A 15,449-nucleotide genomic window follows, 5' to 3' on the forward strand; every position below is an offset into this window, starting at 1 on the left:
CTTAGAAGCAGCCACCCTTTAAAGAAAGCGTAATAGCTCACTAGTCGAGTCGGCCTGCGCGGAAGATGTAACGGGGCTCAAACCATACACCGAAGCTACGGGTATCACCTTCGGGTGATGCGGTAGAGGAGCGTTCTGTAAGCCTGTGAAGGTGAGTTGAGAAGCTTGCTGGAGGTATCAGAAGTGCGAATGCTGACATGAGTAACGATAATGGGTGTGAAAAACACCCACGCCGAAAGACCAAGGTTTCCTGCGCAACGTTAATCGACGCAGGGTTAGTCGGTCCCTAAGGCGAGGCTGAAAAGCGTAGTCGATGGAAAACAGGTTAATATTCCTGTACTTCTGGTTATTGCGATGGAGGGACGGAGAAGGCTAGGCCAGCTTGGCGTTGGTTGTCCAAGTTTAAGGTGGTAGGCTGGAATCTTAGGTAAATCCGGGATTCTAAGGCCGAGAGCTGATGACGAGTTATCTTTTAGATGACGAAGTGGTTGATGCCATGCTTCCAAGAAAAGCTTCTAAGCTTCAGGTAACCAGGAACCGTACCCCAAACCGACACAGGTGGTTGGGTAGAGAATACCAAGGCGCTTGAGAGAACTCGGGTGAAGGAACTAGGCAAAATGGCACCGTAACTTCGGGAGAAGGTGCGCCGGTGAGGGTGAAGGACTTGCTCCGTAAGCTCATGCCGGTCGAAGATACCAGGCCGCTGCGACTGTTTATTAAAAACACAGCACTCTGCAAACACGAAAGTGGACGTATAGGGTGTGACGCCTGCCCGGTGCCGGAAGGTTAATTGATGGGGTTAGCTAACGCGAAGCTCTTGATCGAAGCCCCGGTAAACGGCGGCCGTAACTATAACGGTCCTAAGGTAGCGAAATTCCTTGTCGGGTAAGTTCCGACCTGCACGAATGGCGTAACGATGGCGGCGCTGTCTCCACCCGAGACTCAGTGAAATTGAAATCGCTGTGAAGATGCAGTGTATCCGCGGCTAGACGGAAAGACCCCGTGAACCTTTACTATAGCTTTGCACTGGACTTTGAATTTGCTTGTGTAGGATAGGTGGGAGGCTTTGAAGCGTGGACGCCAGTTCGCGTGGAGCCAACCTTGAAATACCACCCTGGCAACTTTGAGGTTCTAACTCAGGTCCGTTATCCGGATCGAGGACAGTGTATGGTGGGTAGTTTGACTGGGGCGGTCTCCTCCTAAAGAGTAACGGAGGAGTACGAAGGTGCGCTCAGACCGGTCGGAAATCGGTCGTAGAGTATAAAGGCAAAAGCGCGCTTGACTGCGAGACAGACACGTCGAGCAGGTACGAAAGTAGGTCTTAGTGATCCGGTGGTTCTGTATGGAAGGGCCATCGCTCAACGGATAAAAGGTACTCCGGGGATAACAGGCTGATACCGCCCAAGAGTTCATATCGACGGCGGTGTTTGGCACCTCGATGTCGGCTCATCACATCCTGGGGCTGAAGCCGGTCCCAAGGGTATGGCTGTTCGCCATTTAAAGTGGTACGCGAGCTGGGTTTAGAACGTCGTGAGACAGTTCGGTCCCTATCTGCCGTGGACGTTTGAGATTTGAGAGGGGCTGCTCCTAGTACGAGAGGACCGGAGTGGACGAACCTCTGGTGTTCCGGTTGTCACGCCAGTGGCATTGCCGGGTAGCTATGTTCGGAATAGATAACCGCTGAAAGCATCTAAGCGGGAAACTAGCCTCAAGATGAGATCTCACTGGAACCTTGAGTTCCCTGAAGGGCCGTCGAAGACTACGACGTTGATAGGTTGGGTGTGTAAGCGCTGTGAGGCGTTGAGCTAACCAATACTAATTGCCCGTGAGGCTTGACCATATAACACCCAAGCAATTTGCGTCGAAGAGACCAGATTGCGGTGTGTGAAGACGAAACGAACCGAAAGTTCGAGATACTCACAAAACACCGAAGCTATCACATACCCAATTTGCTGAAGCGAGGCCATCTGGCCACGACTCAGTACCCGAATTTCTTGACGACCATAGAGCATTGGAACCACCTGATCCCATCCCGAACTCAGCAGTGAAACGATGCATCGCCGATGGTAGTGTGGGGTTTCCCCATGTGAGAGTAGGTCATCGTCAAGATTAAATTCCAGAACCCCTGATTGCTAACGCAATCAGGGGTTTTGTTTTGGGCGGTCGGAAACTATACCGACATGCTCGATATACAACGGCACCCCGACAAATTTGCACAGTTATTTCTGAACCAGAACACTAGAATAGGCACCTAACCTTTTTTAGAGTCCGAGCCCTATATGCCCGACCCGGTTGATGCCCTTGAGGCGTCAGACTTACCGCTGGACGAACTCGTGGCATGCCATGAGTGCGACTTGTTGATGCGCAAGCCGGAGCTTGCCCGCGGTGAAAAGGCCCAATGCCCACGCTGCGGCTACGAGCTGTACGCTCACCGCCACAACGTCGTTGAACGAAGCCTGGCGTTAGTGATTGCCGCGCTGCTGTTGTACGTCCCCGCGAACTTTTTACCCATCATGCAGCTCAATCTACTCGGGCAGTCCTCGCAGGACACCGTGTGGACCGGCGTGGTCGGTCTGTTCGACACTGGTATGCAAGGCGTCGCCGTGGTGGTGTTCCTCTGCAGCATGGGCATTCCATTGCTCAAGCTCCTGTGCCAACTGGCGGTATTGCTGAGCATCCGCTGGAACATCGGCCGCAGCTACGGTCTGCTGTTTTATCGCATCTACCATCATCTGAAAGACTGGGGGATGCTCGAGGTCTACCTGATGGGCGTGCTGGTGGCGATCGTAAAACTGGCCGACATGGCCACCATCACCGTTGGGCTGGGCCTGGCCTGCTTCGTAAGTCTGTTAATGGTCCAGATACTGCTGGAGGTGGTCATGTCACCTCACCAGATCTGGGAAGCGCTGTCAGGAGAGGATGCTCATGCGGGCGATTGATGCGGGCATTCTGATCTGTACCGAATGCCACGAACTGAACAAACAAGACCCGGACACCGACGAGCAAACCTGCACCCGTTGCGGCGCGCTGGTCCACGCCCGTCGTCCGAACAGCCTGACGCGCACCTGGGCGCTGCTGATCACGGCAGCCATCTTGTACATCCCGGCCAATTTGTTGCCGATCATGACCGTCAGCTCCCTGGGCCAAGGCGATCCGAGCACCATCATGTCCGGCGTGATCCAGTTGATGCAGCACGGCATGTTCCCGATCGCCGCTGTAGTGTTCATCGCCAGCATTCTGGTGCCCACCTTCAAGCTGGTGGGCATCGGCTTGTTACTGTTCTCGGTGCAACGTCACCAACCACTTTCCGCGCAACAACGCATTATCATGTACCGCTTTATCGAGTTCATTGGCCGTTGGTCCATGCTGGATATCTTCGTGATTGCCATCCTGGTGGCGGTCGTAAACTTTGGGCGACTTGCCAGTGTCGAGGCCAATCTCGGTGCCGTGGCGTTCGCCAGTGTGGTGATCTTGACGATGCTTGCCGCAGTAACTTTCGATCCCCGACTGATTTGGGATAACACGGAGTCGGACGACGACCATGAGTGATTTGCCTAAGGCTAAAACCCGCCCAGCTTCCAACTGGTCGGCCATTTGGGTGCTGCCCCTGATTGCCCTGATCATCGGTGGCTGGTTGGGATGGCGTGCATACAACCAGCAAGGTATCGAGATTCAGGTACGCTTTGAAAGCGGCGAAGGCATCCAGGCCAACAAGACCGAAGTGGTCTACAAAGGCATGTCCGTGGGTAAGGTCAAAACCCTGGCCCTGGATGACGAAGGTAACAATCGTGGGGTGATTGCTACCATCGAGATGAACAAGGATGTGGAGCAATACCTCAAGACCAACACCCGCTTCTGGCTGGTAAAGCCGAGTGTCAGCCTGGCCGGGATCACTGGGCTGGAAACCCTGGTCTCGGGTAACTACATCGCCGCCAGCCCGGGCGATGGCGAGCCGACGCGCAAGTTCAAGGCCCTGTCCGAAGAACCGCCCTTATCCGACGCCAAGCCCGGCCTGCACCTGACGATCAAAGCTGATCGCCTCGGCTCGCTGAACCGCGGCAGCCCGGTGTTCTATAAGCAAATCCAGGTCGGCCAGGTCAAAAGCTACCTGCTCTCCGAAGACCAGACCACCGTTGAAATCAAGGTCTACATCGAGCCGACCTACGCCAGCCTGGTGCGCAAACACACGCGTTTCTGGAACGCCAGCGGCATCAGCATCGACGCCAACCTCTCCGGCGTAAAAGTGCGCAGTGAATCCCTGGCCAGCATCGTTGCCGGCGGTATCGCCTTCGCCACGCCGGAGAACCGCAAGGACAGCCCGCCGACGGACCCTAGCCTACCGTTCCGCCTGTACGAAGACTTTGATGCAGCCGCTGCGGGCATCAAGGTCAAAGTCAAACTCACCGACTTCGAAGGTCTCCAGGCGGGTCGCACGCCGGTGATGTACAAAGGCATCCAGGTCGGTAGCTTGAAGACCCTGAAGATCGACCCGGATCTTTCCAGTGCCAATGCCGAACTAACCCTCGACCCACTGGCCGAAGACTACCTCGTTCAGGACACCCAATTCTGGGTGGTCAAACCCTCCATCTCCCTGGCCGGCATCACCGGGCTGGAAGCGTTGGTCAAAGGTAACTACATCGCGATCCGTCCCGGCGACAAGGGCAGCGCGCCACAACGGGAGTACGTCGCCCGGGCCAAGGCGCCGCCACTGGACCTGCGTTCCCCTGGCCTGCACATGGTGTTGTTCACCGACAACCTCGGTTCCCTGGACGTCGGCAGCCCGATCCTCTACAAACAGGTCAAGGTCGGTTCCGTACAGAGCTACCAGTTCTCCCGCAAGAACAAGCAATTGGTGATCGGCGTCCATATCGAGAAAGAGTACGAAGGCCTGGTCAACGGCTCGACCCGATTCTGGAATGCCAGCGGCGTGACCCTGACTGGCGGACTTACCGGCGGCATCCAGGTGAAGAGTGAATCCCTGGCCAGCCTGATGGCGGGCGGTATCGCCTTCGAAACCCCGGAGCCAAATGTACCGCTGAAAAAGCGCATCCCGCGTTTCCGTCTGTTCCCGGACCGCGAAGCCGCCAACCAGCACGGTACGCTGGTGACCATCAAGGTCGACCGCGCCGACGGCCTGCGCCCAGGTACGCCGGTACGCTTCAAAGGCCTGGATGTAGGCAAGATCGAAAGCGTCGACTTGAGTGCCGACATGCAATCGGTCCTGCTCAGCGCGCGCATCACCCAAGTGGCCGATCGCATCGCCCGGGCCGGCAGTCAGTTCTGGGTGGTCAAGCCTGAACTCGGGCTGATGAAAACGTCGAACCTGGAAACCCTGGTGACCGGCCAGTACATCGAAGTACAGCCGGCGACCAAAAGCAACGGCCCACAGAAGAGTTTCGTCGCGTTGGACAAGCCGCCAGAAGCCGTTCACCAGGAGGAGGGCCTGAGCCTGGTACTCAGCGCCGCACGACGTGGCTCGTTGAAGGAAGGCGTTCCGGTCACTTACCGCGAAGTCACCGTAGGCAAAGTTACCGGCTACGAGCTGGGCCAGACCGCCGACCGCGTGCTGGTCCACATCCTGATCGAGCCGAAGTACGCGCCTCTGGTGCGCAGTGGCAGCCGGTTCTGGAACACCAGCGGTTTTGGTCTCGACTTCGGCCTGTTCAAGGGCGCGACGGTACGCACCGAATCCCTGGAAACCCTGGTCGCCGGCGGCATCGCCTTTGCCACGCCGGACGGCGAGCGCATGGGCAACGCTGCACGGCCCCAGCAGACCTTCCCGCTGTTCGACAAGTTTGAAGATGAATGGCTGACCTGGGCGCCTAAAATCCCACTCGGCAAATAGGCCGAGGCGCGGCCTTCGCGAGCAAGCCCGCTCCCACATTTGACCCAGTTCCCCTGAAGGAACCCGATTGAATGTGGGAGCGGGCGTGCTCGCGAAGAGGTCCTCAAAAACACCAGAAAAAAGGCCGCGATCCAGAAGATCGCGGCCTTTTTGCATTTCAGCGCGGCTGATTAAACCTCATCCAACTCCGGCTCATCCGCCTGCACATTCACCGTCGCCTTCACCACATCGTGACGACGGATGTATTTCCAGTCCGCCTCATCAATGTAGATCCCGTTCGGTCCGCTGCCGCCTTCCAGGTCAATCGCCACCTGGGCGGAGACCTGCGGCTTCACACTGGCCAGAATCGGCACGAAGCCCAGCTGCAAGCTGGTTTCCAGCAACGCCGCCTGGTTCTTCTCATCGATATCCGCAGCCTCGTCGAGGTAGTACGGCAAGCGCACGCGCCCGGCCTGGTCGCGATCCATCAAGTGCAGCAACAAGTACATGTTGGTCAGCGCCTTGATGGTCATGGTGGTGCCGTTAGAGGCGGCGCCATCAATGTCGGTGTGAATGATCGGCTGGCCGTTGACCTTGGTGATCTCGAACGCCAATTCGAACAAGTCCTTGAGGCCCAACTGGTTATGGTTGGCCGCAACCAGGCGCGCCAGGTATTCCTTGGCTTCCTCGTTCTTGTTGTCCTGCTCGGCGCTCTGGCTCAGGTCGAAGACCGACAGGGTTTCACCCTCTTCATACTGACCGGCACTGTGGATGATCTGGTCGATATGCTTCAGGGCTTCCTTGTTCGGCGCGAGCACGATGCGGAAGCTCTGCAGGTTGGACACCTGGCGCTTGTTGATCTCACGGTTGAACAACGCCAACTGATGCTCAAGGCTGTCGTAGTCGCTGCGGATATTGCGCAAGGTGCGCGCGATATCGGTGACCGCCGCACGCCGCGCCTTACCCAGCGTCAGGGCTTCATCGGTACGGTGCGCGTAAGCGTTGATCAGCAGGTGCAGGCGGCGCTCCATATCGTCTTCACTGTCGAACTTGGCCACGCCCTTGAGGCGCACCTGTGCATACAGCGCGTCGATCTGGCCGTCAGCGCGCAGCAAGCCCTGCCAGCTGTCCTGATAGTCATTGAGCAGCGGCAGCAGGTTTTCCATGGAGTCGTCGACCGGGTCCATGAACGGCGTACCAAACGGCAAGTCCGCCGGCAGCAACTGGCGACGACGCAACGCGTCATCCAGCGTGCGCTGCTTGGCTTCCATATCACCAATCTGGCGGCCGACCAGTTGCAGCTTGGCCGACAGTTGCTGGACGCGTTCGGTAAACGCATCGCTGGAACGTTTCAATTCGTCCTGGGCCGCCTCCATCTGCGCCAGGCTTTCCAGCTTCTCGCCTTCTTCTGCGCTCAGGGTTTGCGAGCGGCGGAAATCTTCCAGCGCCTTCTGTGCGTCCAATACCTGTTGGTACAGCGCTTCAGTCTGAGTCTTGCTCGCCGCGCGGTCAGACGCCACGGCTTGCTGGGTTTTCAGTTGCTTGAGTTCTTTTTCCAGGCGTTCTTTCTGGTCGCGCAACGCAGCGCGGTCAGCCAATGCCTGCAATGCCGGCGGCTCGATATGCGAGATATCGATGGCCAACCCCGGCACTTCAAAACGCTCACCCTTGAAGCCATCGAGGATCTGCTCCAGGGATTTCACCCACAGGCCGTCTTCATCCAGGGTGATGCCATGCTCACCCAGCGGCAAGCTGAACAGCGAACTGTTGAATAAGCGCATCAGACGCTCGACATCCTGCTGCGAGAATTCTTCCCGCAGCTTGGCGTAGCTGTTGTTGTCGGCGTGATCGAGTTGCTGTTTCACCGACTTCAGGCGTTTTTCCAGGTCCCGCAGACGCTCGTCCAGATCCTCGGCACTGAACTGGCGTGACTGCGCCAAGGCACCGGCCAATTCATCGTGAGCATCCTTGGCGGCCAGCAACTGCTGCTCCAGCACCTTGACGTCATCCACCAGGGCGAAGCGATGCTTGAGCACCGACAGCTCACCGAGCCAGCGCTGGATGCCGCTGATTTCCCGCTCCAGGCGCATCAGCTCCTGAGTGCCGCCGCGCTGGTCGTTTTGCAGTGCGTCTTGCTCGTTGCGGTAATGCTCGGCCTGAATCGTCAGCTCTTCCTTGCGCGCACTGGCGTAGTCCGACCAGGTGCCCAGTAACGAATCCAGCAGCGGCGACAGGCGATGTAGTTTGCCCCGCAGAATTTCCCGCTGTTTCACGCCATTGGACAGCGCTTCCACCAGCGGCCCGGCGGCTACCAATGAGTTGTAGTCCTGCTCCATGCGTCGTACATCACGGAAGGCTTCTTCACACGCGGCGATGTAATCGACACTGCCGGAACGCAGGCTGTGTTCGAACGCATCCAGGAACAGTTGCTTCAACTTGGCTGCGGTAATTTCCCGCATGTGCAGCAAGTTGATAAACAACGCACGGAAGGTCTTCAGGCTTTGCTCGCTGGTGGAGCGCAGCGGAATCAGGGTCAGGTCCAGCGGGATCGACGTGTGGCCGCCCACCAGCAAACGTCGCAGTTCATCCGGCTTCAGTTCGTAGGCTTTCAGGCCTTCACGCTCAAGGTTGGTGAACAGCTCTTTCTGGCGCAGGCAGGTGTCGTTCTTCTGGTAGTGCGCCAAATCCAGTTTGCCGGCGTAGGCGAAGAACTGGTGACCGAAACCACCGCCCGGGCCGCGACCGACCACGCCGATCACGTGCGGGCCGTGGGGCAGGGCCACTTCCACCAGGATATAGCTGGTGTCGGTAGCAAAGTAGAAACGCCGGGATTGTTCCAGGGTGTACTTGCCGAAACTCATGTCCGACATGCGTGCCAGAATCGGGAACTGCAAGGCGTTGATCGAAGCCGATTTGCCGAGGTTGTTCGCGCCATACACCGACAACGGCTCTTCCAGCGGGAACAAACCCAGGCTGTAACCGGCGGTGTTCAAAAGGGCGAAGCGGCGAATGCCGTAGCGTTCCTTGCTCATGCGTCGGTCTCCTGTTCTTCGGCAATGGCACGGGCCAGGGCGTCTTCTTCGCTTTCGTCCGCAAAGTCACTCAAGTCCAGCGGGTCATCGGTCTTCAGCAGTTTTTCATCGCTGTCTTCGTCGATGATCACCGGGGCCGGCAACGGCAACACGCTGTGGATGCTCGCGGCGAGGTCGCGGTCCTGCTGGACCGAGAGGCACACATCGAGGAAGCGGTGCATCGGCGGCAGGAAGCGGTAGATGCCGTTCTCTTCACCGGCAAAACCCAGCTGGGTCATGCGGCGCATGATTTTTTCTTCCAGTTCCTCGACGGTCTGCACTTCGGCCTGGATAAACAGGTCGCGGTACTTTTCCAGCAACGACGGCAACTCATCGCGGCCCAGGCTCCCACCGTCAAGCACGGCGATCGGGTCGCGGCCCTGGTCGGCCAGGTGCTCGACGATGATGAAGGTGAACAACGCCAGGCGCTGGGCGGTCTTGTTGACCTGCGCGGCGGCCACGGCCGAGTCCGGTACGAAGTAGTAGAAACCTCGGGTGTCGCACACCAACTCAAAGCCCAGGGCCTTGAACAGCGTGCGGTACTGGTCCTGGAAGTTCGACAGTTGGGCGTACAGCTCCGGGTCGCGGCGGCTGACGTGGTAACCCTTGAACAGCTCGCGAAAGATCGGCGCCAGCTGGGACAGTTCGGATAGATCAAGATGCATGCGAAGTCCTTACATAAGCAATGCTCGCAGAATTCTCGGCAGAGTCAGGCGTGGCCGGGAGCAGGGCGAATGAGCGCAGGCTGACCTGGTGCTCGTGAGTGTGGTAATCCCGTCGTTCCAGACGTTCGCGCTTGAAGCGTTTCTCCCGCGACAGGCGTGAGAACCAGTACAGCAACTCGTCGGTTGCGCCGTCCGGCTCCTGCTCCAGCAGCCAGGTCATCAGGTCGGGCATCGGCAGCGCGTCTTCGCAGCGCTCGAGCATCTCCTTGACCGTGCGCGGCGCGCGAGGGGCTTCGCCCTTGTGGGATTTGTGCGCCTTGGGGAAACGCGCCGGCTTCGGTTCGAAGTTGGCCAGGGCGTACACATAGGCTTCAACCTGGCTCGCACTGCCAAGAAAGGTGCTTTGCGGCCGGGTGAACATCGGCATCGCTGCTTGCGGCACCGCGTCCAGGCCCTTGCGGCGAATCGCCGACAAGGCCAGCGCGGCTCCACGGGTCACGGCGTTGTGCCGGCGCGCTTCTTCCCGCAGCGGCAGCAGCAGTTCCCGGGCGTGACGCAAGGTCAGCTGGGCGCTGGTCTGCATTTCGAGGATGCGCGCGTGGGTGCGCAGCAGCATGTCGTCGTCCACCAGGTGGCCGAGGCGCTGCTGTTCGGTAAGCATGCGCAACAGCACGTTCTCGACCTTGCGCACGCCTTGTTCGAAGGCGCCGTCGGCGTTGACCAACTGAATCATCGGTTCGACGTATTCGTCCCAGGTCGCCAGTACTTCGGCGTAACGCTGACGCAACGGGATCTGCCGGTCGCTGGTCTTGGCGCGGTCGGCCACGGCCGCGAGGGCCTGTTCGTCGTTGGCGAGTTTTTTCAGCACGTCGCGCACGCGCATGTCCAGCAGGCGCAATTGGCGCGCCAGGTCATGGCCGTCACGGATGTCGAAGGCGTCCTGGATATAGCCCGCCAGGCGCTCAAGGTGGCGCAGGTAGGCTTCGATCTCCAGGCACAGGCCTAGCCGGTGCTCCTTGCGAAGATACGCCAGGAAGTCGTGGATCTGCGCATTGAGCTCGAAACGGTTCGGGCTCTTGGCGACAGGCACCAGGATATCCAGGCGAATCCACACATCCAGCAGGCTGGTGATGTCCTGTGGCGTGCTGTCCAGTTGTTGGGCAGCCAGTTGGGCGCGCAGTTCGCTGAGGCTCAGGGTGCCTTGGTCGAAGTGTTCGCACAGTGGCTCAAGCAGGGCCCAGTGTTCGGCGAGGGCGCGCAAGACGCGCTTGGGTTCGATCATCGGAATGGCCGGCTGGTTAGCGATTAAAAGCGGCGATTGTACTGCATCGGGGGTGGGATTTATCCACAGCCGGTCGTGAGGCGCTCACCGGAGCGATCAACTGCGGGCGATCTTCGTCGAAGGGCGGTAGAATCCCCGTTCTTTAGTTATCCACAAGTGGCCGACCTTTGCTTATCGAGTCCCGACGTCGCGCTTACTTGACCGCCATGCAGGTGGTCAACTGGCTGCCGCGCACTGAATTACCGTTCGCCGCCCCTTCGCGGCCCGAGCTGCTGGAGGCCTCGGAACCGTTCGAGGCTTTCGGGCCTTCGGGTGAGGAGGCGGCTGCGCCGGTGCCGCTGGTCAAGCCCGTGGCAGAAACCCCGGTGGTCCGGCCAAAGGTCGAAGTGCCGCGCCCGTCGCCGGTGGCCAAGCCGGTCGTCGCCGAGGAGGCACCTGCCGTGGTCAAGGCTCCGGTCGTGCCGCCGCCGCGCTTTGCCCTGCAACTGCTGCGGGCCGGGCGATGCCTGTTGCTGGTGGAGTTGCCGACAGGCGAGCGCTTCCAGACCCGCGACCCGGCCTATCTGCTGCTCAAGGACATGTTGCGTGCCGCCGGTCTGCCCGACAGTCCGCAGATCGTCGGCGAGCCGGTGCGCTGGCCGCTGCTGGCCCGGGGCACCATGGACCAGGGGCCGGAAGCCGCGCGGGATTTTGTGCAAGGTTTTGTCTCGGCGCGCCTGGAAGACGAACCCTGCGTGTGCCTGTGGCTGATCGGCTTGCCCGCCGTGCGTTTTGCCGGCGAAGCCAACGCCGAGGCCTGGTACCGCGAACTGCAGGTCGAAGGCCTGGGCTCTGTCTGGGCCCTGCCGGGCCTGGAACTATTAATGGAAGAGCCACAGCGTAAGGCTGATGTCTGGCAAGCCATGCGCCGGCTGATGGCGCGCTGGAAAAGTACCGATGAGTGAAGCTTTATCTTTCCGCCCGATGACCGAGGCGGACCTCGACGCTGTACTGAAGATCGAATACGCAGCGTTCAGCCACCCCTGGACCCGCGGGATTTTTCTCGATGGGCTGGGCAAGTACCAGATCTGGCTGATGTTCGAAGGTGAGCAGCAGGTGGGCCACGGGGTGGTGCAGATCATCCTCGATGAAGCGCATTTGCTGAACATCACCGTCAAGCCGGAAAACCAGGGCCGTGGCCTGGGTTTAAGCCTGCTGGAGCACCTGATGTCCCGGGCCTACGAGGCCAAAGCGCGGGAATGTTTCTTGGAAGTGCGCGACAGCAACACCGGCGCGTTCCGGCTGTATGAGCGTTACGGTTTCAACGAAATTGGCCGCCGGCGGGATTATTACCCCGCCGTCGGTGGTCGCGAAGATGCGGTCGTGATGGCCTGCACCCTGGTCGACTAAACACAGGGCCCAATGTGGGAGCGGGCTTGGTGGGAGCGGGCTTGCTCGCGAATACGGTGGTCCAGTCGCCAGATGTAATGACTGACGCACCGCCTTCGCGAGCAAGCCCGCTCCCACATCTAGTTCGGCAGCGTGTCAGCGGTTGCCGTCTACTGGATCGATATCGGCCAGTTCGGCTTCATCCAGGCCATTGCCGCCGCCAATTTCGTCTTCGTCGACGATGCTCAGGTCCCAATCGGCCTGTCCATCTTCACCTTCTTCCCGCGCATCCCGCGCACCATCCTCGCGGATCAGGGTTTCCGGGCTCATGTCATCATCGGTTGATTCATGATCAGCGGTGGAAGCCCCGGTCATCCCGGCCTCGCGTACCCGTTCGTCGGGCATCAGATGCTCGCGTTCGCGAGGTGGAATCTCGTCGCCGATCTCCGCCGTCGGTTCTTCCTCGTCAAAATCCAGTTCCCGCATGGAGCCCATGCGGTCTTCGTTATCATCAATCGGCTCCGGTTGGGTGGCGCCGAACGGACGTCGTGAATCAGTCATGGCGATTCCTCATACTGTGGGGCTTATAGTGTGTGGACAGGCATGGCTCCCCAAGATTCAAGTAATTGCCAGCCGGCTATCTTTATTCTCGGCGTGACCCGGATGGGCGGTCGTCTGTCAAAGCTGCGCATCATTCCTGAGGCTTTCCCTGATGAACGAACTACAAGACCTGCTTGATAACAACGAACGCTGGGCGGATGCGATCAAACAGGAAGATCCCGAATTCTTCGCCAAGCTCGCCCGCCAGCAAACCCCGGAATACCTGTGGATCGGCTGTTCCGACGCCCGCGTACCGGCCAACGAGATCGTCGGCATGCTGCCGGGCGACCTGTTTGTGCATCGCAACGTGGCTAACGTGGTGCTGCACACCGACCTCAATTGCCTGTCGGTGATCCAGTACGCGGTTGACGTGCTCAAGGTCAAACACATCCTGGTCACCGGCCACTATGGCTGCGGCGGTGTACGCGCCTCGATGCAGGACAACCAGTTGGGCCTGATCGACGGCTGGCTGCGCACGATCCGTGACCTGTACTACGAAAACCGCGACGTGCTGGCCCAGTTGCCCACGGAAGAGGAACGCGTCGACCGCCTGTGCGAGCTGAACGTGATCCAGCAAGTGGCCAACGTCGGGCACACCAGCATTGTGCAAAACGCCTGGCACCGTGGGCAGAGCCTGTCGGTTCACGGCTGCATCTACGGGATCAAGGATGGCCGCTGGAAAAGCCTGAACACCACCATCAGTGGCTTCGAGCAATTGCCGCCGCAATACCGCCTGCGTCCGCTGGGAGCGGTCTAAGGGCTTTTGCGTTTGCGCCACTGCTCCATGAACTGTTGACCTTCGGCATTCAACGGCTCCTTCATGCCGGTGATCCAGCCCCGACAGTTGAGCTCGCCACACTGGCAGCGAAACTGTCGGAACAGCACGTCCTCGGTGTGGGCGTAATCCATGGTCAGCAGGGCGCCGGCGGGCACCGGCTGAACGGACCAGAGTTCCAGGTAGGTCATGTCGAGAAATACGTTCGGGTTGCACGAGTGCGAAAGCAAGCCGCTGAACCACGGGTCGTACAAGTGGATGCGCGAGGACATCTGCACCGTATGCAGGCGCCGCTCACTCAGCGCGTAGCCGGACACCTTGGCGATGCGCAGGCGGCTATCGAAGGCGACGCGCGTCTTGATCCCTTCGCCTGAACCCTCCCGGGTACGCACCACTTCATAGTCGCAAGCGCGGGGGTAGCCGTGTTCGGTGAGCACGGTCGCGAAGGGGTAAAGGCAGTCACTCGCAGCGGTTTTAGCCTGATCCATGGCTTGAGTTTTCATGGCTCTCCAGGATGGGGCTGCATCGACCTGCCGGTGGTGTCTGGACTGCCAGTCTTGCAGCGGATGGGCGCCGCTCAAGACTCGCCGAAGTAAGAACCAATTTCTACTGTCAAATCTGACAGTAGAAATTGGCTATTTCTTATGTAGGAAAACGACCCTCTGGTAGCAAGCATCAAAGCGCCGGTGCATCAACCGCCGGTGCCGGCACTGCGCTTTTCAATTGCCGTAGCTGAGTCTTGATGGCGGGCTGGGCGCACTTGGTGTTGGCTTGTTCGGGCGTCAGTTCGCGGATCGAGGTGTAGAACAGTTCGCAGGTCTGCTCCTTGCGGGTCACCTGCCAGGTGTTCATACAGCCTTTGAGCTGCACATTCGGATCGCTGGCGGGCTTCTGGCCCATCGAGGCCTGCCAGCAGGCGGCGCTCAGATCCTGGCCCATCACCTTCAAACCGGCCTCATCGGCCTTTTGCTCGTCACCGTCATAGGTGTCGGGGTTGGCGGCATACCAGATGTAGCTCGGATGGTTGGCCCCCAGCACGGCGACTTTGCTGCCATCGGCCGGACTGATCTGCGCCAAGCCCAACACCCCCACGGTTTGCCCGTATTGCTGCTTGATCCAGCTGCGCACTGGCGCCCCAAAAGCCACCATCGGCAATGCGCCGCCCGCGTGCAGGCTCAGCTCCTTGACCATGCGGGCCTGGTAGTCGGTGAAGTAACCGTACACACCTTCCAGGTCCTTGCCCGCCGTAGCGGGGGCGGCGATCGGGGCGATGTCGATGATGGTCTGGTATTCCGGCGTCTGGGTTGCCGGGATGCCGTTGGCCGTGAGCAGGGTCGCCCAGCGGTCGGTGGTGGCTGACTCCAGGTAGTCCTGGAAGTGCGTCAGGGAGTAATCCGGCGGGAAGTGCAGCAGCTCGATGCTCTTGCGGTTTTCCAGGGCCATGCCCAGCGGCAGGAACAGGTACCAGTTGAACTGCCACTTGCCATCGCCATTGAGTTTGCTGGCGCCCTGGTAAGCCAGGTCGGCGGTGTCGAGCAAGGTGGTCAGCGGCTGGCCATAACCGTCCGGCACGCCGCTGAAGGTGGCAAGCACCTGGTCATGCTCGGTTTTTACACTGACTTTGCCCCGGCTGTAACCGTCACGTTGCAGGCTTTGGTTCAGGTAGTGCTCGACGGTCTGCTCCAGCGTCCAGGGACGAAAGCAGATGACGCTGCAATTGTTCGGGTAGGCGAACAACTGGGTGACCCGTTGCGGGGTACCCAGCGGTACGGTGATGTCAGCCTGTACGACCGCACTCAAGGTCAGTGCGGCCAAGGTGAAGGACAACCTGGAGAGTTTAAACATGGATGATTCCCTGTCAGCG

At 59.5% G+C, this 15,449-nt stretch carries 12 protein-coding genes and 2 rRNA genes (1 of these 14 cut by a window edge); 8 read left to right on the top strand and 6 right to left on the bottom strand.

Features of this window, described 5'->3' with window-relative positions:
• The 5 genes from NVB75_RS24180 to NVB75_RS24200 form a co-directional block, all read left to right on the top strand.
• A 23S ribosomal RNA gene (locus tag NVB75_RS24180) occupies positions 1 to 1,840 on the top strand (it extends 1,054 nt beyond the left edge of the window).
• A gap of 153 nt (positions 1,841 to 1,993) precedes the next feature.
• Positions 1,994 to 2,109: ribosomal RNA gene (gene rrf / locus NVB75_RS24185) — 5S ribosomal RNA — on the top strand.
• A 170-nt stretch (positions 2,110 to 2,279) separates the two neighbouring features.
• Positions 2,280 to 2,939, top strand: a complete 660-nt coding sequence (locus tag NVB75_RS24190) for a paraquat-inducible protein A (RefSeq protein WP_177022667.1) — start codon at positions 2,280 to 2,282, stop codon at positions 2,937 to 2,939.
• Positions 2,926 to 3,549 carry a paraquat-inducible protein A gene (locus NVB75_RS24195; protein WP_003214366.1) on the top strand — a complete coding sequence of 208 codons (624 nt, stop codon included), beginning with the start codon at positions 2,926 to 2,928 and terminating at the stop codon, positions 3,547 to 3,549. The genes NVB75_RS24190 and NVB75_RS24195 overlap by 14 nt, the downstream gene beginning before the upstream one ends.
• A complete protein-coding gene (locus NVB75_RS24200) occupies positions 3,542 to 5,845 on the top strand; it encodes a PqiB family protein (RefSeq protein WP_258343646.1) in 2,304 nt (767 codons plus the stop codon). The genes NVB75_RS24195 and NVB75_RS24200 overlap by 8 nt, the downstream gene beginning before the upstream one ends.
• Positions 5,846 to 6,015: 170 nt before the next feature.
• Here the strand turns inward: NVB75_RS24200 and mksF are convergent, their stop codons facing one another.
• From mksF to mksB, 3 genes are read right to left on the bottom strand one after another with little or no spacing between them, the layout of a single operon-like run.
• Entirely contained in the window at positions 6,016 to 8,856 is a 2,841-nt protein-coding gene (gene mksF / locus NVB75_RS24205) for an Mks condensin complex protein MksF (protein WP_258343647.1), read from the bottom strand.
• On the bottom strand, positions 8,853 to 9,560 hold the full coding sequence (mksE, locus tag NVB75_RS24210; RefSeq protein ID WP_093201930.1) for an Mks condensin complex protein MksE: 708 nt from the start codon (positions 9,558 to 9,560) through the stop codon (positions 8,853 to 8,855). The genes mksF and mksE overlap by 4 nt, the downstream gene beginning before the upstream one ends.
• A complete protein-coding gene (gene mksB, locus NVB75_RS24215) occupies positions 9,550 to 10,842 on the bottom strand; it encodes an Mks condensin complex protein MksB (RefSeq protein WP_258343649.1) in 1,293 nt (430 codons plus the stop codon). Before mksB ends, mksE begins: the two co-directional genes overlap by 11 nt.
• A gap of 206 nt (positions 10,843 to 11,048) precedes the next feature.
• Between mksB and NVB75_RS24220 the strand changes: the two genes are divergently transcribed.
• Both NVB75_RS24220 and rimI read left to right on the top strand, forming a co-directional pair.
• Positions 11,049 to 11,786, top strand: coding sequence for an energy transducer TonB (locus NVB75_RS24220; protein WP_258348724.1), 738 nt, complete (start codon positions 11,049 to 11,051; stop codon positions 11,784 to 11,786).
• On the top strand, positions 11,779 to 12,231 hold the full coding sequence (gene rimI / locus NVB75_RS24225; RefSeq protein WP_003214382.1) for a ribosomal protein S18-alanine N-acetyltransferase: 453 nt from the start codon (positions 11,779 to 11,781) through the stop codon (positions 12,229 to 12,231). The genes NVB75_RS24220 and rimI overlap by 8 nt, the downstream gene beginning before the upstream one ends.
• A 135-nt stretch (positions 12,232 to 12,366) precedes the next feature.
• On the opposite strand, the gene NVB75_RS24230 is transcribed toward rimI, so the two are convergent.
• Positions 12,367 to 12,771 (bottom strand): hypothetical protein, encoded by a 405-nt coding sequence (locus tag NVB75_RS24230; RefSeq protein WP_063033183.1) that lies wholly within the window; start codon positions 12,769 to 12,771, stop codon positions 12,367 to 12,369.
• Between the two features lie 151 nt (positions 12,772 to 12,922).
• On the opposite strand from NVB75_RS24230, the gene can reads away from it, so the two are divergent.
• The gene (gene can / locus NVB75_RS24235) at positions 12,923 to 13,567 is read left to right on the top strand and encodes a carbonate dehydratase (RefSeq protein WP_003214385.1); all 645 of its coding nucleotides are present in this window, start codon (positions 12,923 to 12,925) and stop codon (positions 13,565 to 13,567) included.
• On the opposite strand, the gene NVB75_RS24240 is transcribed toward can, so the two are convergent.
• Both NVB75_RS24240 and NVB75_RS24245 read right to left on the bottom strand, forming a co-directional pair.
• The gene (locus tag NVB75_RS24240; protein WP_258343651.1) at positions 13,564 to 14,088 is read right to left on the bottom strand and encodes an SET domain-containing protein-lysine N-methyltransferase; all 525 of its coding nucleotides are present in this window, start codon (positions 14,086 to 14,088) and stop codon (positions 13,564 to 13,566) included. The genes can and NVB75_RS24240 overlap by 4 nt on opposite strands.
• Positions 14,089 to 14,260: 172 nt before the next feature.
• Entirely contained in the window at positions 14,261 to 15,430 is a 1,170-nt protein-coding gene (locus NVB75_RS24245) for a hypothetical protein (RefSeq protein ID WP_258343653.1), read from the bottom strand.
• Positions 15,431 to 15,449 lie beyond the last annotated feature (19 nt).

Origin of the sequence: Pseudomonas sp. CBS (assembly GCF_024734645.1) — a bacterium.
In the GTDB taxonomy this organism is placed as follows: Bacteria; Pseudomonadota; Gammaproteobacteria; order Pseudomonadales; family Pseudomonadaceae; genus Aquipseudomonas.